General features: G+C 66.8%; 16 protein-coding genes. 15 read left to right on the forward strand and 1 reads right to left on the reverse strand.

The window, feature by feature from the left end; translation table 11 throughout:
* Positions 1-54 precede the first annotated feature (54 nt).
* The 13 genes from N5D91_RS07810 to N5D91_RS07870 all read left to right on the forward strand — a co-directional run bounded on the left by N5D91_RS07810 (position 55) and on the right by N5D91_RS07870 (position 16,632).
* Complete coding sequence (locus N5D91_RS07810) at positions 55-2,814, forward strand: type VI secretion system Vgr family protein (protein WP_258011547.1); 2,760 nt, start codon at positions 55-57, stop codon at positions 2,812-2,814.
* Between the two features lie 5 nt (positions 2,815-2,819).
* A complete protein-coding gene (locus tag N5D91_RS07815; RefSeq protein WP_180854493.1) occupies positions 2,820-3,386 on the forward strand; it encodes an Ivy family c-type lysozyme inhibitor in 567 nt (188 codons plus the stop codon).
* Entirely contained in the window at positions 3,383-4,837 is a 1,455-nt protein-coding gene (locus N5D91_RS07820) for a hypothetical protein (protein ID WP_180854492.1), read from the forward strand. The genes N5D91_RS07815 and N5D91_RS07820 overlap by 4 nt, the downstream gene beginning before the upstream one ends.
* Positions 4,830-7,031, forward strand: a complete 2,202-nt coding sequence (locus N5D91_RS07825; RefSeq protein WP_180854491.1) for an SH3 domain-containing protein — start codon at positions 4,830-4,832, stop codon at positions 7,029-7,031. Before N5D91_RS07820 ends, N5D91_RS07825 begins: the two co-directional genes overlap by 8 nt.
* 2 nt (positions 7,032-7,033) lie before the next feature.
* Positions 7,034-7,627, forward strand: coding sequence for a hypothetical protein (locus N5D91_RS07830; protein WP_110712632.1), 594 nt, complete (start codon positions 7,034-7,036; stop codon positions 7,625-7,627).
* A gap of 113 nt (positions 7,628-7,740) precedes the next feature.
* Complete coding sequence (locus N5D91_RS07835; protein ID WP_279907105.1) at positions 7,741-8,394, forward strand: hypothetical protein; 654 nt, start codon at positions 7,741-7,743, stop codon at positions 8,392-8,394.
* A gap of 96 nt (positions 8,395-8,490) precedes the next feature.
* Complete coding sequence (locus tag N5D91_RS07840) at positions 8,491-9,108, forward strand: hypothetical protein (RefSeq protein WP_279907106.1); 618 nt, start codon at positions 8,491-8,493, stop codon at positions 9,106-9,108.
* Between the two features lie 118 nt (positions 9,109-9,226).
* Complete coding sequence (locus N5D91_RS07845) at positions 9,227-9,844, forward strand: decarboxylase (RefSeq protein WP_180854488.1); 618 nt, start codon at positions 9,227-9,229, stop codon at positions 9,842-9,844.
* Between the two features lie 119 nt (positions 9,845-9,963).
* A complete protein-coding gene (locus N5D91_RS07850) occupies positions 9,964-12,735 on the forward strand; it encodes a type VI secretion system Vgr family protein (RefSeq protein ID WP_180854487.1) in 2,772 nt (923 codons plus the stop codon).
* A gap of 2 nt (positions 12,736-12,737) precedes the next feature.
* Positions 12,738-13,601, forward strand: a complete 864-nt coding sequence (locus N5D91_RS07855) for a DUF4123 domain-containing protein (RefSeq protein ID WP_180854486.1) — start codon at positions 12,738-12,740, stop codon at positions 13,599-13,601.
* A 19-nt stretch (positions 13,602-13,620) separates the two neighbouring features.
* A complete protein-coding gene (locus N5D91_RS07860; protein ID WP_164161586.1) occupies positions 13,621-14,118 on the forward strand; it encodes a hypothetical protein in 498 nt (165 codons plus the stop codon).
* Complete coding sequence (locus N5D91_RS07865) at positions 14,105-15,802, forward strand: DUF2235 domain-containing protein (protein ID WP_180854485.1); 1,698 nt, start codon at positions 14,105-14,107, stop codon at positions 15,800-15,802. Before N5D91_RS07860 ends, N5D91_RS07865 begins: the two co-directional genes overlap by 14 nt.
* Before the next feature lie 56 nt (positions 15,803-15,858).
* Entirely contained in the window at positions 15,859-16,632 is a 774-nt protein-coding gene (locus tag N5D91_RS07870; RefSeq protein ID WP_180854484.1) for a CDP-diacylglycerol diphosphatase, read from the forward strand.
* On the opposite strand, the gene N5D91_RS07875 is transcribed toward N5D91_RS07870, so the two are convergent.
* Positions 16,629-17,228: a GNAT family protein gene (locus N5D91_RS07875; protein ID WP_180854483.1), complete on the reverse strand. Its 600-nt coding sequence runs from the start codon at positions 17,226-17,228 to the stop codon at positions 16,629-16,631. The two genes, N5D91_RS07870 and N5D91_RS07875, sit on opposite strands and share 4 nt — an antisense overlap.
* Before the next feature lie 215 nt (positions 17,229-17,443).
* On the opposite strand from N5D91_RS07875, the gene N5D91_RS07880 reads away from it, so the two are divergent.
* On the forward strand, positions 17,444-20,170 hold the full coding sequence (locus tag N5D91_RS07880; protein ID WP_180854482.1) for a TonB-dependent receptor: 2,727 nt from the start codon (positions 17,444-17,446) through the stop codon (positions 20,168-20,170).
* 341 nt (positions 20,171-20,511) lie between these two features.
* Positions 20,512-20,907, forward strand: a complete 396-nt coding sequence (locus N5D91_RS07885; protein ID WP_258011545.1) for a hypothetical protein — start codon at positions 20,512-20,514, stop codon at positions 20,905-20,907.
* Positions 20,908-20,914: the final 7 nt, after the last annotated feature.

The following is a 20,914-nucleotide window of genomic DNA, read 5'->3' on the forward strand; positions in this document are numbered from 1 at the left end:
TGGAAACCGACGCCGCGCACCCGAGAGTCGTGCGGCTTTCACTCTGGAAATGGCATGGATCAGCTGAACAACCTGATGGCGCAGGTCGCCGGTCTTGGCGACGCCCAGCGTCTGTATCGCCTGCAGTCCGACGCATTCACGGCATGCACCGTGGAGCGTTGGCGTGGACGTGACGCGTTGGGCGAACACGCGTGGACCGAAGTAGACGTGCTTTCCACCGATGCGGATGCTGCCCTGGAGGCACTGCCTGCAACGCGCGCCACATTGACCCTGCAACTGGCTGACGGTGGGCAATCGCAGCGCAGCGGACTGGTGGCCGACGCCGCCCGGGTTGGAGGCGATGGTGGGCTGGTCCGCTACCGTCTGCACCTGGTGTCATGGACCTGGTGGCTGCAGCACGCGCGCCACAGCCGCGTGTTCCAGGAGCAGGCCGTTCGCGCGATCGTTGACGCGGTTCTTGCCGGGCATGGGGACATCGCGCGCTGGCGCTGGGCCGAGGGGGTCGACGACTTCCTGGGCGAACGCGTGCGCAGCTACTGCGTGCAGTACCGCGAGAGCGATCTGGATTTCCTGCAGCGCCTGCTGGCCGAAGAGGGGCTGGGCTGGCGGCTGTACGCCGATGAAGAGGCTCCCTGCGGCAATGGCATGGAGATCTTCGCCGACAGCGTGGCGTTGCCGGAGGATGCGACCAGCGCCGGGTCCGGCGTGCGTTTCCATCGCAGTGATGCCACCGAAGCCAGTGACAGCGTGCAGGCCATCGGCATGTGCCGGAGCCTGGCCAGCACCACGGTCAGCCTGCAGAGTGATGATTACCGGCAGGTACGTGCCTTGGCCGGCCAGTCGCCGATGGACGGCGGTGGCAGCCAGTCGGCGCGCGAGGATTTCGATGCCGTGGGTGCCTACGCGTTCAGCGATGGCGCCGCCGCTTCGCGCCAGGCGCGGCTGCTGGCCCAGGCACGCGAAGCACACAGCCGACGCTGGCGCGGACAGGGCACCGTGCGTGGCCTGCGATCGGGGGCCTGGCTGCGGCTGCAGCAGGCGCCGGGCGCGACACCGCCGGAGCTGTTGCTGGTTGCCGTGGACCATGCCGGTATCAACAACCTGCCGACCGACCTGCGGCGCACCCTTGATGATGCGTTCGGTGTCGCGCCGGCCGAGAGCGACGACGCGACGCTGTGGCAGCAGGCCGATGCGGTGGGTTACAGCAACCGGTTCGAGGCGGTTGAACGCAGCACGCCGTGGCGGCCACTGCTGCTGGATGGCACCGGTGCCCGGCTGAATCCGCGCCCGACCGTGCCGGGCTACCAGACGGCCGTGGTAGTGGCCGGTCAGGGGGGCACCAGCAAGGATCTGCATGCGGACAGCCAGGGCCGTGTGCGCGTGCGCTTCCATTTCCAGCAGGGACAGGGCGAGGGCGCTCACGACAGTGCCTGGTTGCGCGTGGCACAGCGTTATGCCGGCCCTGGCGTTGGCAGCCAGTTCCTGCCGCGGATCGGCCAGGAAGTGCTGGTCGGCTTCCTGGATGGCGATATCGATCGGCCGCTGGTGCTGGGAACGCTGTACAACGGGCGTGGCGAGGCCGGTGTGGTGCCGACGCCCGCTGGTGCCAGTGGCCAGGGCGACGTGTCGGCCTATGGCCAGGCCGGCGATGCACGCCACAGCGCGCAGGCCAACCTCAGTGGTGGCCAGGCGCCGGCGTGGCATGCGGCCGGCGCGGGCGACCAGGCGCATCGGCATGGCGGTGCGCTGTGGGGTATCCGCTCGCGCGAATGGGATGGCGGTGAAGGCAGCAACCATCTGTTGTTCGACGATTCCAACCAGCAGCTGCGTGCGCAGCTGGCCAGCAGCCAGCAGGTATCGCAGCTGACGCTGGGTCATCTGCGGCACCAGGCTGACAACTTTGTCGGCAGCGTGCGTGGCACCGGTTTCGAACTGCGCAGCGATGCCTGGGGTGCGGTACGCGCGACGGCGGGCGTGTGGCTCACCGCCTATGGCCATCGATCGTCCGCGCCCGCGGGCGAGGCGGTGCAGCCCTCCGCGCTGCTGACCCAGCTGCAGACGCTGGGCGAGCGATTCACCCAGGCCGCGCGCAAGCACGTGACCAGCCCGCTGGCGATGCAGGAGGGGGCGAGAGGGGCGATGCGGTCGCGCATTGTGCAGAAGCAGGCCCCCTTGCCGGCGATGACGGCAGCTGTCCGAACGGTGGTTGCCGGGACGCAGTACACGTCGGGAGTCGCGGAAGCCCCTAAGCACAGTGCCGAGCCCGGTGAAGGACGGACTCCCCATAGCGGCGCTCCTCTGCTTGGGATGACGGCACCCGACGGGGTAGTGCACGTCGCCGGTCAGGGCATGATGTGGAGCAGCGGCGAAGCACTGCTTCTGGCCAGCGGCGGGCATTCCGATACCACGGTCATGGGGCAGGCCCGGCTGCATGCAAGCCAGTCGTTGGGCCTGTTGGCAACCACCGTCGAGGAAGGCGGTGCAGCTGCAGCGATGTCCGTTGTGAGTGGCACTGGGGCGCTTGAAATCCAGGCACAGGCAGATTCCATCCGCATCCAGGCGCGCTCGGGCCTGCGCGGTGCGAGTGGCCAGGCTCACATCGAGCTTGCTGCGGGCAAAACGCTGCATATCGCTACGTCAGGAGGCGCCAGCATCACCGTGGCCGATGGTGGAATCGTGGTCAACGCGCCCGGTTCGATCGCTGTCCACGCGCAGCGCAAATCCTTCCTCGGTCCCAGCAACTACAAGAGCGAGTTGCCGACGTGGGTGCTGGGCGACATGAAGCAGAAACGGATCATCGGTTTCTCAGGATGAAGAACATGAAGAAGACGATATTCCTGCTGCCACTGGTGGCGGCGTTGTCGTGGGAGTGCGCTGCAGCAGCGCCACTGGACGCGCATGCAAGCGGCGCCCGCCCGGGAGACGCCTCCATCGATCTTCCGCAGCCGACCTGCGCCAAGCAGCCCCTGGCGACATATCTGTTCGCCCTCGTCGGCAAGGGGCTGTCGGCCCCCGATGGCTGCGGGCGCAGCAATGCAGTGGTGACCCAGGCATTCGATACCCTTCTGGCAGAGGTGCCCGCCAAGCAAGCACCGTCGCTGAAGGCGCGACTGCTGACCGGGCCCAGTGCGGCAGGCAAGCCGTTGTCGATCGAAGGGCGTACCTGGTGGCTGTACTCCGCCTGCCAGGCACATGCCTGCGGCTCAACACAGCTGGCAGCGCTCTACGATCCTGCAGACAGGCACATGGTCGGCCGCTTGATCCTGAACTGTGAGGTGCGCTGGTTGGGCAATCCATCAGACGCGCAGCGCGCGGTGCTCGATGCACGCAAGCCCGTGAATCTCGAGATGGTCAGGCGGCTGAGTGACTGCGGGGGCGAGCCATGAGTGCTAAGAACCTGAAGGCGTTCCTGGATGCTGTCGGCTTCGAGGAATCGAGCGGAGACATCGGCATCATCAATACCTATAACTACATCGGCAAGTACCAGTTCGGTGAGCAGGCGCTGATGCAGCTCGGGTATTACAAGACGACGGCCGAGATCAAGAAAAAGCAGGAGTGGAAGGGCCACTGGACGGGCAAGAACGGTGCTACGAGCCGCGAGGTGTTCCTTGCGGACGAAGCAATGCAGGACAAGGCGGGCGAGGAGTGGATGCGCGAACTCTGCCGGCAGGGGCGCTATTTCGGCACGACCAAGTTCATCGGTCAGACCATGAAGGGCTTCGTGGTGACCGAGTCCGGCATCATTGCCGCCGCCCACCTGAAGGGCTACGGCCCGGGCAAGCCGGACAAGAAGACCGGGCAATGGGTGCGCCCTGCCGTGCTTGCGTTCCTGCGTACCGGCGGGGCGGAGGACGGTACTGACGCCTACGGGTCGAGTGTTTCGAAGTACATGAAGAAGTTCGGGGGCTACGAGCTGGGCTGCTGCGCGCCGGTAGAGGCGCAGACAACCTGGATGTATCCCTTCCCGAGGCAGGGCAAGAGCGATGCCTTTGATGGCGCGATGTACCTCGGCCTTCCTGCCCAGGAAGAAGGCGCCTTGGCGCGTGTCGACGATGGCTTCTTCCCGGTGGGGGCCAGCGGCCTGTGGCATGGGGGCGTCCATTTCGATGCAGGCAGTGGCACCGTGCTGGACCAGACCCAGGGCGTGCGCTGCATCAAGGACGGCGAGGTGGTGGCCTACCGGATCGACGAACGCTATCCGGAAATCACCTTCCCGCAGGTGCAGCGCAAGGCACTGTATTCGAAGGGCTTCGTGCTGGTGCGGCATACGCTGAAGCTGCCGGCCGATGCACAGGCGAAATTCGAGGCGGCCGACAAGGCGGCGAAGGAAGCACAGGACAAGAAGGTTGCGACGGCGGCGGACAGCGCTCCTGCGGCGCCGCAGACGGCGGCCGCTCCGGCTGCTGCCGCCACCGTTCCGTCCAAGGCGGTCGCGCCGGCACCCGCCACGAAAACTGCGAAGGACTCGAAGGATTCGAAGGATTCGAAGCCAGCCGCCGCGCCGGAGCCGGGAACCGAGCTTTCCTTCTACAGCCTCTACATGCACCTGATGGACTTCACGGGCTATCAGGAGGATCGCAAGCGCGCACGCCCCTGGTTCTGGACCGAGGGCAACGAGTTCGTGGTGGGCGAGAAAGCGAAGGACGCGCAGGAGGTGCCACCGCCGCCTGCGGCGGCGCAGGCATCGATCGATGAGGATGACCACATCGGCTGTGATTGCGGTGAAACTTCGGGTGAATCCGATGATGTCGCCGACGCTCTGGAGCAGTTGGGCTGGGGGCCTGGACAGGTGAAGGAATGGGACAACGTCGTGCAGGAGGCACACGCAGATGAGTGAGGCTGCACCCGCGCCGATCATCGGTTTGAACATCCGCAGCGAGGCCAGCGGCCGCTCGGCCCGGTTGGGCCTGTTGCCGCGCGGTGCCCGGATCACCGTGAAGAACCGCAAGGACAAATGGGCACAGATTGACCGGATCCTCGAAGGCGAGATCGCACCGGTTCGCCCGGGCGAGGCCGTTGACCCAGCCGCGAAGCAGGGCTGGATATTCATGCCCGAGCTTGATCCCGGTCCGAAGCAACCGGTCCAGCTGGACAAGGTGGTCATTCCCGAAAAGCCGATCGCGATCGGTGCAGGCGCACTGCTGGGCCATGTCGGCGAGTACCAGCAGTACGTGGATGCCCAGCCGTTGCCCAAGCGTGGCATACGCCCATTGATGCACCTGGAGGTTTTCGCCGGTAGCGAGCTTCCCGTATTCCTGGCCAAGTCGCGTCGCTATGCGTCGCTGCTGCCGCCGGGAACAGGAAGCCTGTTCGTGATCGAGAAGGGCGCGCGCCTGAAGAAGGCGGCCGATCCGGACGGCGTGATGGAGCCGGAGCCTGGCTTGATCCAGCTCAAGGACTCGGGCCTGGGCGCGTGGACGCTTGTCCAGCGTTCGGAGTTGAAGGTGTTCGATCGCAAGGCGCTGGGTGCCTATTCTGCGAGCAGCAAAAGTTATGCAAACGCAAAGGATGGACAGTTCACCGGTGTATTCGTAGGCCCTGCCGATACCCAGCGTACCCAGTCGGAGAAGGAAGCGCGAAAGCACAACTACCAGCGGCGCGAGATGCGGATGCCATTGGGAGAGCCGTTCTGGATCCTGCGCAAGGATCTGCAGCAGTGCTCGGCGGGTGGGATGAAGTGGTGGAAGAAGCACCCGTTGCGTGCCGATGGTCCCGACGGTGAGGCCGTGGGCCTGGTGCGGGTGATGTCCCGCGCAGAGCTGGAGCGGCTGCCTGCGCCGAAACGTGCGCTGGACAGTGATGGCAAGGCCTGGTGGGAAGTGGCTGCCTGCGGCGAGAAGCCGGGTAGTTTTGTGCTGGGCTGGGCATGCGAGGCGGGGCACGCCAAGGTGGGCTGGCAGTCGCCTTGGGCGTGGCCGGGATTCGAGACGGTGGAGGAGGGGGGCATCCAGCCGGTCGACATGATGGCGGCGACGCTGGTGAAGCTGGGGATGATGCAGCCCCATGAGGTGACCGACCATCGCATGCGTGCGGACAAGGTTGAGCGCAGCGCGTTGATCCAGAAGCTGCACGCCTTGCTGGACACCGACGGCAATGGGCATATCAGCAAGCCTGAACTGCAGGCAGCCAGCAAGCAGCCCCTGCTCGCGCAGGCGTTGAGCCGGATGATTGTCCGCTACGAAAGCGAGTGGGGCGGGGAAGACGCCAAGTGGAACGAGCTGGATCCGCTGATGCTCGACGGCGCTGTGGAATGGAGCGCGGAGAAGCTGCGCATCAAGAACCTGCGCTGGTGGAAGGATGTGGCGCCCAATGTGAAGGGTTTCCCGGGCGCGCCGGAGGTCTTCCACCTGCACCCGATCGGGTTGCTGAACAACTTCTACTCCGCGGTCGCCACGGCCAATGCCAACGCGGCACCCAGCAAGGACGACAGCTACAACGGCGAGCGTGAGAAGAGCGGTGCGCAATGGTACAAGCGGTTCAAGCAGAGCAAGAATGTTGCGGATCTGAAGGAGCCCTTCCAGTCGAACATCACCCGCTTCCTCGCGGCGCTGGATGAGGCCGGTGTGACCGTGAACATCAATACGACGCTGCGCCCGCCCCAGCGCTCGTACCTGATGTACTACGCACGGGAAATCGTCAATGGCACGGATCCAGCCACGGTGCCCGCGTTCGAGCCGCAGAATGGCGATGCGGCCGTGAACATCGATTGGCAGCACCTGGATGCCAATGGCAAGCCGGATCTCAAGGCCGCCAAGCAGGGAGCCAAGGCCATGGATAGCGCCTACGGGGCCGCGGGCGCCATCGGCAAGCCCTACCGATCCAACCACAATGGCGGTGAAGCAATCGACATGCGGTTGAGTCCTGCCTGGGGCATCGGCAAGACGGTGAAGAAGGCCGATGGCACCAGTGTGACGATCGGCAGCAAGCGTGACATCATCGACGTGGGTGCCAGTTACGATGTCCTGCATTGGAACTACGACGGCAAGCCGAAAAAGGTCGATGATCCCCATTGGTCCAAGACAGGCAACTGAAGATGGCGGGTTTCGTGATTAGAGCTGCTCTTTTGGTAGTGGGTGTCGCGCTCGCAGTGGGGTGCCATGCGCAGCCTCCCGAAGTGGGCGGCTGGCGCAGGGTCTCCGACAGTGATCTGGAGCGGCAGTTCCACTTCTCCATGCTGCCTCATGCCGCAGCTGCGGGAAGTCGCTGGGCGGTCTACGATGCCAAGGCGGGCAAGGTAGTGTGTTGCCTGTCAGTGGAAAGTGCCGAGGTGGGCGAAAGCGAGCTCCAGGATCGCTTTGACATTCCCGGGCCGTGGGTCACCGATCTGACCAATGGCTGGAATCTCGATGCCGCGCCCTATCGCCCGCATGTCCAGCTGCTGAAGGTGCAGGGTGCGATGAGCAGCTATACCTTCAAGGAAGAACGTGAAGCCGCCGGAGGCCTGCTGCTGCCGCCGGACGCGCGGGCGGTGGGGGCGAACATCCTGGAGATCGCCGGCGAGCGCTATACGGTCCAGCGCCGCGAGACCTCGCTGGCCGATGGAGACGGTGGTGTTCATACCTACACCTTGAAGCCCTCCAAGGGCGGGGCAGCCTTGAAGATCGAGGTTCCGTTCGGGACCTACTAGATTCGGGACCGGGCGTCAGCGGTGGCCCGCAACAGTGCGCGCGGTTGGCCGCAGGCATACGGGAATCGGCGTCGGTCTGCTGCGCCCGTGGGTGATGCGGCGCAGCGTTCTGCGTGCCAATCGGGCGCTTCACCTCTGGGAGGCCGGGAGTCATGCATCAGGACAGGTCAGTGAATCGTCAACGCCCCGCTGCGCTGCGTCAGCTGTTCCTGGCCAGCCTTGTGCTGTCGCTGGCGGCGTGCCGGCAAGCCACCTCACAGGATGTCGAGCAGGCCGACACCGCCCGCCGTGCGCAGGCCGCCATCGAGGCACAGATCAAGGCCGACGCCCATGCCGCGCAGGCGGAGCCGCCGCTGCCGGGTGATCCGGACAGCACTGAAACGCTCTTTGACGGATTGCTCGATTGCCAGCCGAAGGGCTGGAACCTCAGTGCTGAATCAGGCCGGCCCGCGAACCCTTACCTGGCCCTGCACACGCCGGAACCCTGCGAACGCGATGAGGCGTTCGGGATGGCGTACTTCTGCGTCAAGGCCGATTTCCATGGCCTGCCGGTCTACAGGGTGGTTGCCCATCTGGGAACCGCACCCACGCCCATCGGCATCCTGATCGATCTGCCATTGGACCAGGCGCGTGCGCGAACCCGCATGGCGCTGGGATCGGAGTTTCCCGATGATGCGCGCAGCCGGCGCGGCGAAAGGCCAATGCTGGGCCCCCAGGCCGGTGATGCACAGAAGTCACAGTTGATATGTACGCCCGATTGGGCCTGATCAAGAAGGGCAGGCGATGGCGCGAACAGGGAAAACGTGGAGTCCACTCCGGCGGTTCGCGCGCTTCTTGTCGAAATCCTGGAACGCAGAACGATGATGAAGGGCAATACCAGCGTCTGGCGGGGACTGCAGCCTGTGCTGTTGCTCGGCCTTCTTCTTTCGGCCGCCGCTTGCACGGGGAAGCCGAATTCATCGGAGAACCCGGCCGCAGTTGTGCCGCCGACGGGGGCGGTCACCACGACGAAGGAAGTGCCTGCAACAACAGCGGGCAACGCACGATATGCCGGCGTCAAGATGCTCTCCCCTCATTCCGGGTGCGCTTTCCTGAGCAGTCCGATCAACTTCTGTGATGATCGTCATCGTGCCCAGATCGACAAGGTGATCGCCGAGCAGCGGCCGAACTTCAATGGGCACTACATCGTGGCGGAGCTGGAGGAATGGCCTGAGTACTTCCAGCGCTCGGTGGTCGTCATCAACGCCCGGAGCGGGGTGGTTTATCCGTTGCCGATCGACGCATTGTCCGGCCCTTTGTCCAGCAAAGGAGAGCCGACCACTTATGGGAAGGTGGAAACGTCCGTGGATGCGCAGCAGTTCTGCCTGGTCGGAGCGATACTGGCTTACCGTTCAATCAACGACGGGCGTTTCTGCTTCGGATTCGACGGTGTCCGCTTTACCGGACACCAGACTGCATACATGGCGTCCGAAGGCCAGTGATGGGTTTTCAATGGGCGGGGGCGGGCTCGCCGGCCGGAGCGCATAGCATGGCAACCGCTCCACCTTCATGGCATCCTCACGAAACTGATTGGCCTGACGCCATCGATGGATGAACGACATGCAGAACTGGATCGGACGCGCCGCCGGTGGACTGGCGTTGGCTCTCTGCCTGGCTGCGCCGCTGGCGCAGGCCGCTGAGCCGACCTTCGGCGGTTGGCGCAATCTCGGTTCCCGCGATGGTGCCGAGCCTGCATTGCGGGACGTTCCGTTCGCGCTGTTGCCCACGGCCGTGGCCCGCGATGCGCGCTTCTCGATCTACGACCGCGAGAGCAAGCGCGTGGTGTGTTGCCTGCAGGTAGCCAGTGCCGAGCTGGATGACACCGCGCTGCGCAAGGTCTACCAGTTGCCGGAGCAGTGGGTGACCGATCTGCGCAATGGCCGTAGTGCGGCACCTCCCTGGCCGACGCGGGTCTACGAAATGCGTCGCACCGATGAACTCGTCGACTACGGTTTCAGTGATGCGCCGGAGGCTTACAGCGATCTGGGCGGGCTGCTGCTTCCGGCCAGCGCACGGCTGCTGCCCGATGGCAGCGTGCAGGCCGGGGCGACCTATCGCCTGCAGTTCCGCAGCACGCCACTGGGTGATGACAGCAGCGCGCTGGACCGCTTCATCCTGCAACCGGTGCAGGACGGGGGCAAGCCCGTGGCGGTGGAAGTCTCCTACGGAACCTATTGATCCGGAACGTTAATCCGGCGTGACGGCGCGGGCGTGCGCCGTGGTTTTCCATCTGCTACCGTCGTCCTACAGGGGAAGGACCTGCCTCCGGCTACCGGGGCAGCAACGGTAGGAACGCCATGGAAGCGATTCGCAACCTCATGGTGCAGGCAGCGGGCCTGGAGGCCGGCAGCCGCCTGTATCGGTTGGATCTACCCGGCACGCCGGCGGTCGTTGTCGACCATTGGCAGGGCCATGATGCCCTGTCGCAAGGGCGCCAGCTGCAGATCGATGTGCTCGCGCTGGACGCGTCGCTGCCACTGGCCAGCTGGCTTGGGCAACCGGCGTGCCTGCATGCACGGCTGGCCGATGGCCGGGACTGGCCGCGCCACGGCGTCATTGCCGATGCGCGATGCGTGGGCAGCGATGGCGGGCTGGCGCGCTACCGGGTCACCCTGCGTGACTGGACCTGGTGGCTCGACCAGGCGCGCCGCAGCCGTGTTTTCCAGGAACAGAGCGTGCGCGACATCCTGGATGCGGTGTTCCAGGCGTACCCCGAACATGCCCATTGGCGCTGGAGCGATGAGGTCGACGGGATGCTGTCCCGCTCACGGCCCCGCAGTTACTGCGTGCAGTACCGCGAGACCGATCTGGCCTTCGTACAGCGGCTGCTGGCCGAAGAAGGGTTGGGCTGGTGCGTGCAGGAGGCGGAGGACGCAACGGCGGGGCATGGCATTTTCCTGTTCGCCGATTCGACCCTGCTGCCGGAAGCCGCCGCGTCGCAGGCAGCCGGTGGCATCCGCTTCCACCGCGCCGATGGCACCGAGCAGAGTGATGGCGTGCAGCAGCTGGGGCAGCTGCGCCGCCTGCAGAGCACCGACGTGCAGCTGCACAGCAGCGACTACCGCAGCGTGCGCTCGCTGGCCGGCCAGCTGCCGGTGCAGGCTGCAGCGCAAGGGGCAAGGGAGGATTACGATCCGGTGGGGGCGCACGCCTTCGCCGATGCGGCCGAGCTGCAGCACCATGCGCGGCTGGTGGTGGAAGCGCTGGACGCGCAGGCCCGCCAGTGGTGCGGGCGCGGCAGCGTCCGCAGCGCCGATGCGGGACAGGCCTGGGTGCTGACCGGCACGCCGGGCGCCTTGCCGACGGAGCTGCTGCTGGTGACGGTCGAGCATGCGGGCGTGAACAATCTGCCGACAGACCTGCGCCATGCACTGGCCGCGGATACGGCGCCCGATCCGTTCGGTACGTTGCTTGGCCAGGCACGTGAGCAGGGCTATGCACAGGATTTCGTCGCCCTGCAGCGGGAGCAGCGCTGGCGCCCGGTGCTGGACGATGGCACCGGTGCCCGGCGCAATCCGCGACCGCTGGCGCCCGGTTACCAGACCGCGATCGTGGTGGCTGGGCAGGGCAGTGACGGCGGTGAACTGCATGCCGATGCGCTGGGACGGATCCGGGTGCGTTTCCATTTCCAGGGCGAGCAGGGTGATGCGGGCAGTGCGTGGCTGCGCGTGGCGCAGCGCTATGCCGGCCCCGGTGTCGGCAGCCAGTTCCTGCCGCGTATCGGCCAGGAGGTGCTGATCGGATTCCTCGAGGGAGACATCGACCGCCCGTTGGTCCTGGGCGCGCTGTACAACGGGCGCGGCGAGGCCGGGGTCGCGCCGACACCGGCCGGGGCGAACGCGGAGCTGGACACCTCGGCCTATGCGCAGGCACGCGATGGAGGGGGCAGCGCGCAGGCCAACCTGGGCGGTGGCCAGGCACCGGCCTGGCATGCGGCGGCGGCGGGCGAAGCGGCGCATCGGAACGCCGGCGCGCTGTGGGGCGTTCAGTCCCGCGAGTGGCAGGGCGAGGGCTGGAACCACCTGCTGTTCGACGACAGCGACCAGCAGCTGGGCGCACAGCTGGCCAGCAGCCAGCAGACCACGGCGCTGGCGCTGGGTCATCTGCGGCACCGGGCGGACAACTATCGCGGCAGCCTGCGTGGTACGGGTTTCGAACTGCGCAGTGATGCCTGGGGCAGTGTCCGCGGGCAACGCGGGCTCTGGATGGATGCTTATCAGCATCGTGGCGAGGAGCCGGCCGGCGCCGCCCCGCAGGCCGCGGCGCTGCTGCAGCAGTTGGCGACACTCGCCGAGCGCCAGGCCCGCGCCGCGGCGACCCACCTGACGGTGCAGCCCGCGTCGCATCTCGGGGTGCAGTCGCCACAGCACTCCCGGCTGGATGGTACGCGCGCGCCGCTGCCTGTACTGCTGGCCAGCGTACGCAGCACGGTGCCCGGCGAGACGATGCAGGCGGCGGTCGGCGCCGCCCCTCAACGCAGCGCGGAGGCGGCAGAAGGGTCCGTTCCGCATAGCGGCGACGCGCTGCTTGGCCTCTCTGCCCCCGCCGGCGCGGTGATGGTGGCCGGCCAGGGACTGCAGTGGGCGCAGGGTGAAACCCTGGTGCTGGGCAGTGGCCAGCACAGCGATGCGACGGTCATGGGGCAGGCGCGCTGGCACGGCCGCCAGGCCATCGGTGTGCTCGCCGCAACCCTGCAGGGCGCCGATGCAACGGTGCCTGCCTTGACCATGGCCAGTGCGGAGCAGGTGCTGGATATCAAGGCGCAGCAGGATCGTGTGGGCATGCAGTCGCGGCAGTCGCTGCGCGCAGCCAGCGCCCAGGGCGCTGTTGAACTCGGAGCGGGCCGCACCGTCCACGTGGCCACCTCGGCGGGCGCCAGCATCACCATCAGCGGCAGCAACATCGTCTTCAATGCGCCCGGGCGCATCACGGTGCACGCAGGGCGCAAGTCATTCCTGCCGGGGGGAGGCAGTCGCTACCCGCTGCCGGTGTTCCCGCAGTCCGTGTGCAAGGAATGCCTGCTGCTGGCGGCGCAACGCGCGGCGCCCTTGACGCCGAAGGGAGGCTGAGCGTGACCCGGGACTGGCATTTCCCACCTCTCGCGCTGCCGCCACTGGAAGCGGAAGCGCAGCGCTTCGTGCTGCTGGATGGCGCGCAGTGCGACCAACCCTCGCAGGTGCTGCGTACGCTGCCGTGGACGCCGCTGCGGTTGTTTGATGGCCTGCTGGCCGACGGCAGCGAGGACGCCAGCGTGTTCCTGGCACGGCTGCCGCGTGACATGGACATCGATCGCTTCCTGCAGCGGGCGGCTGCGCAGGCACGCTCGCCGGGCCTGCTCAGCCTGATCGACACGACCCTGACCGCAGAGGCGTTGCAGCAGCGCCTGCAACGGCGCCTGGATGCCAGCTACCCCAACGGCAAGGAGTTCCTGGCGCGCTTCTTCGATGCGCGCGTGCTGCCCTGGTGGGTGCAGGTGCTCGATGAGCCGCAGTGCCGTGCATTCCTGGCGCTGGGGGAGCGCTGGTGGTACCTGCGGCACGACCTGCAATGGGCGCACCTGGATCTGCACGACGCCGCGCAGGATCCGCATGAACCACCGTGGGTGCTGGAGGCACCGCAGCGGCGTGCCCTGATCGACGCCAGCTACCCCTATACCCTGATCGACCACTTCCAGCTGACCGACCCCGAGCTGTTGGCGCGCCTGCCACGGGCGCGCTGGTACACCTTCTTTCGGCGCGTGGTGGCGACGGCCGCTGCGGCCGGCATCGAAGACAGCCGCCGCGTGGTGATGGTGGCGACCTGGGCGCTGTTGGCCGGTACGGATCTCGGCGAGGACCCGGCATGGCAGCAGCGCCTGCAGGACTTCGCCAGCGGGCGGCGCAGCGCGGCCGATATCGGCGACGAAGTCTGGCCCCTGGAAGAAAGCTGGGATTGAACGGAGCGGGATCGCGATGATGAGCAACAAGTACCTGTGGTGGAGCATGCTGGCGGTGATCGCCGTGCTGGTGATGGGCGTGGGCTGCAGCCGGGCGATGGCACGCGGCAAGACGCCGATCATGTCGTTGTTTGCGTTCAACTACAGCCCGTACTACCTCGCCGACGTGCGCGTCGATGGGCAGTATCTGGGCGGGCTGGACGGGTACACCAATGGCGGCTCCGGGATGGGCCCGCGGGCGCCGCAGGGCAAGGGGCCGGACAGCGTGCGCGTGCGCTGGATCGAGGCCAATCGCTATGACCTGGCGACCAACCGCTACCTGAGTGAAGGGCACCGCGTGCCACGCGAGGCCGTGGTGCCGCTGAAGACCCCCTATCCGCCGAACCCCGCGACGTTGCTGCTGCATTTCTATCCGGACGGCCATGTCGAGGCCGAGCTGCTGGACAAGGGTGTCAACAAATGGAATGTGCGGCGCATGCCAGTGCCGAAGGAGCACAAGGACCATGACCAGTACTGATCCGACCGCGATTCCGGGGCAGGTGGATCTCGAGCCCGGCACTCCCGATCCGGTAGCCCAGGCCGAGGGCACCGCGCGCACGGCGCGGCTGGCCCGCGGCACACGCCCGTTGAGCGATGCCGAGCGTCGCCGTCGCCAGGAAGCGATGTGTAAAACGGTACCCGACAAGGAGGCCGCCACCACGGGCTGTACCCAGAGCCTGCACCTGAGCGTGTTCTTCGACGGCACCGGCAACAATCGCCAGGAGGAACTGGACAAGGACAAGGGAGAGCGGGCCCTTTCCAACATCGCCCGCCTTTACGACGCGCATGTAAGGGATCGCCCCAACAGCAAGCGCCAGTACCTGTCCGGTGTGGGGACGCCATGCCCGGAAGTCGGTGACAGCGGTGGCCTGCTGGGACTGTCGATCGGCAAGGGTGGGCGCGAGCGCATCGATTTCGCGCTGCAGGCGCTGGACGAACTGATCGATACCCAGCCGGAGCCGATGCGGATCCTGGTGGTCAGCGTGTCGGTGCTGGGGTTTTCGCGCGGGGCGGCCTCGGCACGGGCGTTCGCCCGCGACCTCGCCGCGCGCTGCCGGCGGCAGGCTGACGGCACCTGGCTGTACCGCGAACGCATCCCCCTGCGCATCGGCTTCATGGGCGTGTTCGACACGGTGTGCTCGGTGTGGCCGAGCCTGGCGGCGGCCGCGGTGAACTACCGCAATGGCCATACCGGCTGGGCCGAAGGCATGGGCGTTCCGGAAATCGTGGAGCAGTCGGTGCACATGACCGCTGCCCATGAACTGCGCGGCCAGTTCCCGCTGGATTCGACCCGCGAGCACGCGCTGTATCCGGCCAACACGGTGGAGATCTGGTTCCCCGGCGTGCATTCGGACGTGGGCGGGGGCTATGACCCCCAGCATCAGGGGCGGCAGAACAGCATCGCGCGCTTTGCGCTGAACGAGATGTACGACATGGCGCAGGCCGGTGGTGTGCTGCTGAATCCGATCAGCCTCCTCGAAGATCAGGTCAAGGCCGAGTTCGACAAGCAGGATCCTGAGCTGCAGGCGGTGTTCAACGCCTATCTGCAGGCGGTGCGGGTCAAGCGTGGACGCATGGAAGACGTGCAGGCTTCGCACATGGAGCTGCTGTACCGCTGGCTGCGCGTGCGCGTGGCGCGCGGTGACAAGCTGCCATCGATGCAACGCCTGGCCGCGCGCGAGGATGCGCTGCTTGAACAGGTGCGGACCCTGCGTCGCCGCCAGTCGCAGCTGCCGTCCCCGTGGAGCAATGACAATCTGCATCTGGCCGAGCAGGGCAATGCGGACAGGACCGCCGAGTGGAACCGGGTTTCCGACGAACTGAAAGCCCGCGATGACGAGCTGTCTGCCGTGCGGAAACAACGCCGCGGGCTGGAGAAGGAGAACGACACGATGCTGGGCAAGATCGTCGGGCTGCGCCGGCGCCGTGAACGCGGTGCGACGCTGACGATGGCCGAGCGCGTCACATTGGAATCGTGGGACAACACCACGCTGCTGCCGCCGGAGGTGGAGACGTTCTTCGATGGCTATGGCCATGACTCGGTGGCGCACTGGTTCATCGGCAACCTGAGCCAGTGGCGCGTGCTGTACTTCGGCGCGACCAAGTACACGCCGGGCAAGGTGGAGGAAAAAGCCGAGGCGCCGGAGGCGCTGCCTGGCTGAGGGCGCAGGCTACACTAGGCGGCGCGGCCGTGGGTCGTGCCATCGATGTGAGTGCCGTGTCCCGTCTGTTGCTGCTGTTGTCCCTGTCCGTTCTGGCTGGCTGTGCCAGTACGCCTCCGCCGCCGGCCCATTCCGATGCGCTGTGGCGGTTGATCGAGCGTGACTGCCGGGGCGCCGAGGGCCCGCGCGGCGACTGCCTGCGCGTGGAGACGGCGGCGGATCGGCGCGATGTGCTGGTCAAGGATGCGCATGGCGACTACCAGTTCCTGTTGATGCCGCTGGACAAGATCAGCGGGATCGAGAACCGCGGTCTCTACCAGCGGGGGGCACCGAACTACTTCGCGGCGGCCTGGCGGGCGCGCAGCCATACCGAGCAGGCGCTGGGCCAACCGCTGCCGCGCAGCGTCGCCAGCCTGGCACTGAATTCACCGCATGGCCGCTCGCAGCATCAGCTGCATATCCACGTGGATTGCCTGCGTGCCGACGTGCTGCAGGCACTGGAGGCCCATGCCGGTGAGCTGGGCACCCAGTGGGCAGCGCTGCCGGTGCTGCTGCGCGGTCATCAGTACCAGGCACGCCTGCTGCCGGGGGCGGAGCTGACCGCGAATCCGCTCAATCTGCTGGCCCATGACCTCGCAGGCGTGGACGACGTGGGCCAGTGGAGCCTGGTCGTGGCCGGCCGGGACGCAGTGCAGGGTGGCCCCGGCTTCATCCTGCTGGCCACCCGCGTGGACGCCGGCACCGGCAACGAGGCCAGCGCCGAAGAGCTGCAGGACCACGCCTGCTCGGTGCTGACCGGTGCCGGCAACGCGCTGGAGCGGGTGCGCTAGTCCAGCGCCGGATGCTGGCGGCGCCACATCGGCGCGGTCAGTGCCAGCAACTGGCGGTCCTGCCATCCGTCCAGGCCCAGATGATGGTCGCGCAGCACGCCTTCCTGTTCGAAGCCGAAGGCTCGCAGCGCGTTGGCGAACGGCGCGCTGCAGTCCGGCGGCAGCATCACGAACAGGCGATGCAGGCCGACATCCTCGAACAGGAACGGGCACAGTGCCCGCAGCGCGGCATCGGCATGAGGGTGCCAATGCTGCAGCGACAGCAGTTCGGCGCTGCGCGCGTGCAGCGACTGCAGCCGGATGTGCAGCTGGTCCAGCACCGTGCTGTGTTCATCGTCGAACACCCCCAGCAGCAGCTGGTCGTTGTCCTGCTCCAGGCGGGAACGATGCATGTGGGCGAGAAAGCGGGCTTCCTCGTCGATGCCGCCGGGGTGACGGCGGCCGCGCCGGCGGCGGTCATCGAACAGGCGCCAGCGTGGCAGATCGGTGCGTTGGAACGGACGCAGGGTGACCGGCGCTGCCTGCAACTGCAGCAGGTGGCGGCGCAGCACCGGGCGCAGGGGGGGAAGGGTAGGGGTCGGGTACGAGGTCATCATTCCGGCAACGATGGCCTCGCCCGCAGAGCCAGACCATTCAAAACATTGCAAAAACGGCGCGGGCCTGGGGCCGGGTCTGATTCGGTTCAGGCATAAGCCCATCAGGGCTGGTCATTTCCGTTGAAACCACCCATTCAGGACACTTTCGTTACGGGATCGTTATGTGCCGCACAGGCCGCTGGCCCCGTACCACCACCCACTCCCCCAGGAAGCCCATGTCCGCCTCTCACAAGGCGCTGCGCCCGCGTCCGCTGGTGCTCGCGCTGTCGTCCCTGATGCTGGTCTCGTTGCCGGCCTTCGCGCAGGAAAGCGCACCCACCTCGCTGCAGGAAGTGAAGGTCACCGGCTCGCGCATTCCACGCGCCAGCGTCGAAGGGCCGTCGCCGGTGACGGTGATCAGCCGCGAGCAGATCGACGCGCAGGGCTACCGCAACGCGTTCGATGCGCTGAGCGCGCTGACCGAGAACACCGGCAACGTGCAGGGCGAGGACTTCGGCAACACCTTCACCCCGGCCGCCAACACCATCAACCTGCGCGGGCTGGGCCCGAACCGCACGCTGGTGCTGGTCAACGGCCGCCGCCAGGCCGACTACCCGCTGGCCTACGAGGGCTCGGTGAACGTGGTCAACCTGGCCAACATTCCCAGTGCGCTGATCGAGCGCATCGAGGTCCTGGCGGCAGGTGCGTCGGCGGTATACGGCTCCGATGCGATCGCCGGCGTGGTCAACATCATCCTCAAGGACCGCTTTGAGGGCGTGGACGTGAACGTGCGCGCCGGTGGCACCCAGCAGGGCGGTGGCGACAACCAGCGCGCGCAGGTTGTCGGTGGCAGTTCCGGCGAGCGTTGGGACGCGCTGTTCGGCTTCGAGTTCGATGTGCGCAAGGCGATCCATGCGCGCCAGCGCGACTTCATGGATTCGCTGGACGATGATCCGGCCGGCAAGGCGCCGCAGGCGACTGCGATCGCCTATCGCCGCAATGCCGCCACTGGCCGCAACATCGATCCGGGCGTCACTGGCTGCGACGCGGCGTCGGGCATCTATGGCGGCAGCGTGTTCCGCGCCAACAACCCGCGCCAGGGGTGGTACTGCGGCAGCAACGAGGCCGCCGCCAGCTACTGGACCGTGCAGACCCAGAAGCGCAACCTCAACGGCTATGGCCTGCTGACCTTCCACGTCAACGAGACCACCGATCTGTTCGCCGATCTGGCGGTGGGCAGTGCGCGCATCACCAACAACACCCGTGCGCCTACCTGGACCTCGGCCCGCAACTACTTCTACAACCGGACCACCGGCAACCTGGAAAGCTGGTACCGCCGCTTCGCGCCGGAAGAAATCGGTGGCCTGCCGCGCAACGCGAACCGTTTCCTGGAAAACTCGTGGTCGTTCAACGTCGGCGCGCGTGGCCAGATCGGCGACAGCGGCTGGGACTACGAAGCGGTCTACAGCCGTTCGCGCTACGAGAACCGTACCCGTCGTCCGGTGCTGCTGGCCGGCATCAACGAATACCTGCTTGGCCCGAAGCTGGGCGTGCGCAACGGCGTCGAGATCTATGCACCGGACCCGGCACGACTGTTCAAACCGCTGACGCCGGAGGAGTACCAGGGCCTGTCCGGCTACCAGGAAAGCCGCAACGCGGCGTGGCTGCAGACCTTCAGCGCCAGCGTCAACGGCCGCCTGTTCGCGCTGCCCGGTGGTGACGCTGCGTTGGCAGCGGTGGTCGAAGCCGGCAGCCAGGGCTACCGCAACCGCCCGGACCCGCGGCTGGGAACCGGTGAGTTCTGGAACACCAGCGCCGGTATCGGTGCCGGCGGCGAGCGTGACCGCTACGCCGCGGGCGTGGAACTGCAGCTGCCGCTGCTGCAGTCGCTGACCACCACGCTGGCCGGACGCTATGACCAGTACCGTGCCGGCGGCGAGCACATCGGCAAGGCGACCTGGAGCTTCGGCGTCGAGTTCCGCCCGATCGAGAGCCTGCTGATCCGCGGCTCTGCGGCGACCAGCTTCCGTGCGCCGGACATGAACTACGTGTTCGCTACCGAGACCCGTGGCTACAACCCGGGCATGACCGACTACTGGCGCTGCCGCACCGCCGGCCAGTCGTATGACAACTGCGACTACAACGGCCTGTCGATCGACTACAGCAACCGCGCCAACGCGCAGCTGCAGCCGGAAACGGCCAAGTCGTATGGCTTCGGTGTGGTCTGGTCGCCGCTGTCCGGCCTGGATTTCAGTGCCGACTACTACGACATCCGCATCGACAACGAGGTGACCAGCCTCGATACCAGCCGTATCCTGCGCGACGAGGCCGATTGCCGGCTGGGCCGCACGCTGGGCGGCGAAGCGCGCGATATCGGTTCGCCGCTGTGCCAGGACGCGCTGTCGCGGGTGATCCGCAATCCGTCCAATGCCACCGTGCAGCCGGACCAGGTGACCCGTGTGCTGATCAATCCGATCAATGCGGCCTCCGAATCGGTCCGCGGCCTGGACCTGAAGGGCAACTGGCGTTTCGATGCCGGCCGCTATGGCCGCTTCACCACGCGCCTGGCCTACACCGTGGTGCTGGAGCACAAATACCGACAGTTCTCCGATGATCCGGAGCGTGACATCCGCAATTCGCTGGATGACTACCAGTGGCGCAGCAAGGCCAACGGCAGCATCACCTGGAACCAGGGTGACTGGACCACCACGCTGTACGGCAACCGCTTCGGCTCGCTGCCGAAGACCGATGGCAGTGGCCGCATCGCGCCGTACATGACTTACAACGCCAGCGTGTTCCGCCAGTTTGGCGAGAATCTGTCGGTGGGTGTGATCGTCAACAACCTGCGTGACAGCCGCCCACCGGCGGACAAGAACGGAGGCGGCTGGCCGTTCTATCCGGTCGGCAACTACGATCCGTATGGCCGCCAGTACTGGGTGCAGCTGGACTACCGGTTCCGTTGATCCCGCAGGCGAACGAAAGGCCCGGCATTGCCGGGCTTTTCTTTGTGCAGCGCACCCGTGTAGCCGCTGCGTGCGTGGCATGCTGTGACGCTACCCGGAGGAGGATGCGCATGGATGTCAGGGTGTGGAGCGTGATTGCAGTGCTGGCTGTTACAGGTTGCAGTGGCAAGCAGGCGGCCAGCGTGGAGGATGCCGCGGAGGTGGCCAATGCTGGGCCTGCGCAGCCTCACGCGCAGCCAGCGGAGCACGCTGGGCCATCGCGCGCGGCAACGGCATCGAGCGCCACGACGGCTGCCGCTGGGCCCGCGCGAACGGAGGGGCACTTCCTCGAGGGCGAGCGCATGCTGCTGAGCGAGGGTGCGGTGTCCGTGCAGAAGAGCGAGGCGCTGCTGGGTTCCGACAAGGCTTTCGCGCAGGCAATCAGCCAGTTCGAGCGCGATGCGGCCGGCCACCCCGAAGTGCAGGACCTGACCCGCCTGTACAGGACGGCCGCCAACCGGCTCATGGGCCAGGACGGCACGCTGGTGTCCCTTGCCTGCGGCTACAGCCTGTGTGTTGGCGAGATCCGCAGCCGCACCGATGAGGATTTCAGTGCCTGGTCCGAAGCAATCGGCATGGACAAGGCGGCCCCGGTCTACAGCCTTGCCACGGCGCCGATGACATGGGGCAGGGACCAGCACGGTGGGCGTTTCGTGTTCTCGGTGGACCCGGCCGCCAACGGCATGGCGGGCCCGTAGCACCGGC

It is taken from the genome of Stenotrophomonas sp. GD03794 (genome assembly GCF_029842145.1).
Taxonomy (GTDB): Bacteria; Pseudomonadota; Gammaproteobacteria; order Xanthomonadales; family Xanthomonadaceae; genus Stenotrophomonas; species Stenotrophomonas riyadhensis.

What these genes read in the sequence shown, in the direction of transcription:
- N5D91_RS07825 (WP_180854491.1), top strand. Translation starts at nt 4,830, where the DNA reads ATGAGTGAGGCTGCACCCGCGCCGATCATCGGTTTGAACATCCGCAGC.
- N5D91_RS07840 (WP_279907106.1), top strand. Translation starts at nt 8,491, where the DNA reads ATGAAGGGCAATACCAGCGTCTGGCGGGGACTGCAGCCTGTGCTGTTG.
- N5D91_RS07820 (WP_180854492.1), top strand. Translation starts at nt 3,383, where the DNA reads ATGAGTGCTAAGAACCTGAAGGCGTTCCTGGATGCTGTCGGCTTCGAG.
- N5D91_RS07865 (WP_180854485.1), top strand. Translation starts at nt 14,105, where the DNA reads ATGACCAGTACTGATCCGACCGCGATTCCGGGGCAGGTGGATCTCGAG.
- N5D91_RS07860 (WP_164161586.1), top strand. Translation starts at nt 13,621, where the DNA reads ATGAGCAACAAGTACCTGTGGTGGAGCATGCTGGCGGTGATCGCCGTG.
- N5D91_RS07815 (WP_180854493.1), top strand. Translation starts at nt 2,820, where the DNA reads ATGAAGAAGACGATATTCCTGCTGCCACTGGTGGCGGCGTTGTCGTGG.
- N5D91_RS07845 (WP_180854488.1), top strand. Translation starts at nt 9,227, where the DNA reads ATGCAGAACTGGATCGGACGCGCCGCCGGTGGACTGGCGTTGGCTCTC.
- N5D91_RS07880 (WP_180854482.1), top strand. Translation starts at nt 17,444, where the DNA reads ATGTCCGCCTCTCACAAGGCGCTGCGCCCGCGTCCGCTGGTGCTCGCG.
- N5D91_RS07885 (WP_258011545.1), top strand. Translation starts at nt 20,512, where the DNA reads ATGCTGCTGAGCGAGGGTGCGGTGTCCGTGCAGAAGAGCGAGGCGCTG.
- N5D91_RS07850 (WP_180854487.1), top strand. Translation starts at nt 9,964, where the DNA reads ATGGAAGCGATTCGCAACCTCATGGTGCAGGCAGCGGGCCTGGAGGCC.
- N5D91_RS07810 (WP_258011547.1), top strand. Translation starts at nt 55, where the DNA reads ATGGATCAGCTGAACAACCTGATGGCGCAGGTCGCCGGTCTTGGCGAC.
- N5D91_RS07830 (WP_110712632.1), top strand. Translation starts at nt 7,034, where the DNA reads ATGGCGGGTTTCGTGATTAGAGCTGCTCTTTTGGTAGTGGGTGTCGCG.
- N5D91_RS07875 (WP_180854483.1), bottom strand. Translation starts at nt 17,228, where the DNA reads ATGATGACCTCGTACCCGACCCCTACCCTTCCCCCCCTGCGCCCGGTG.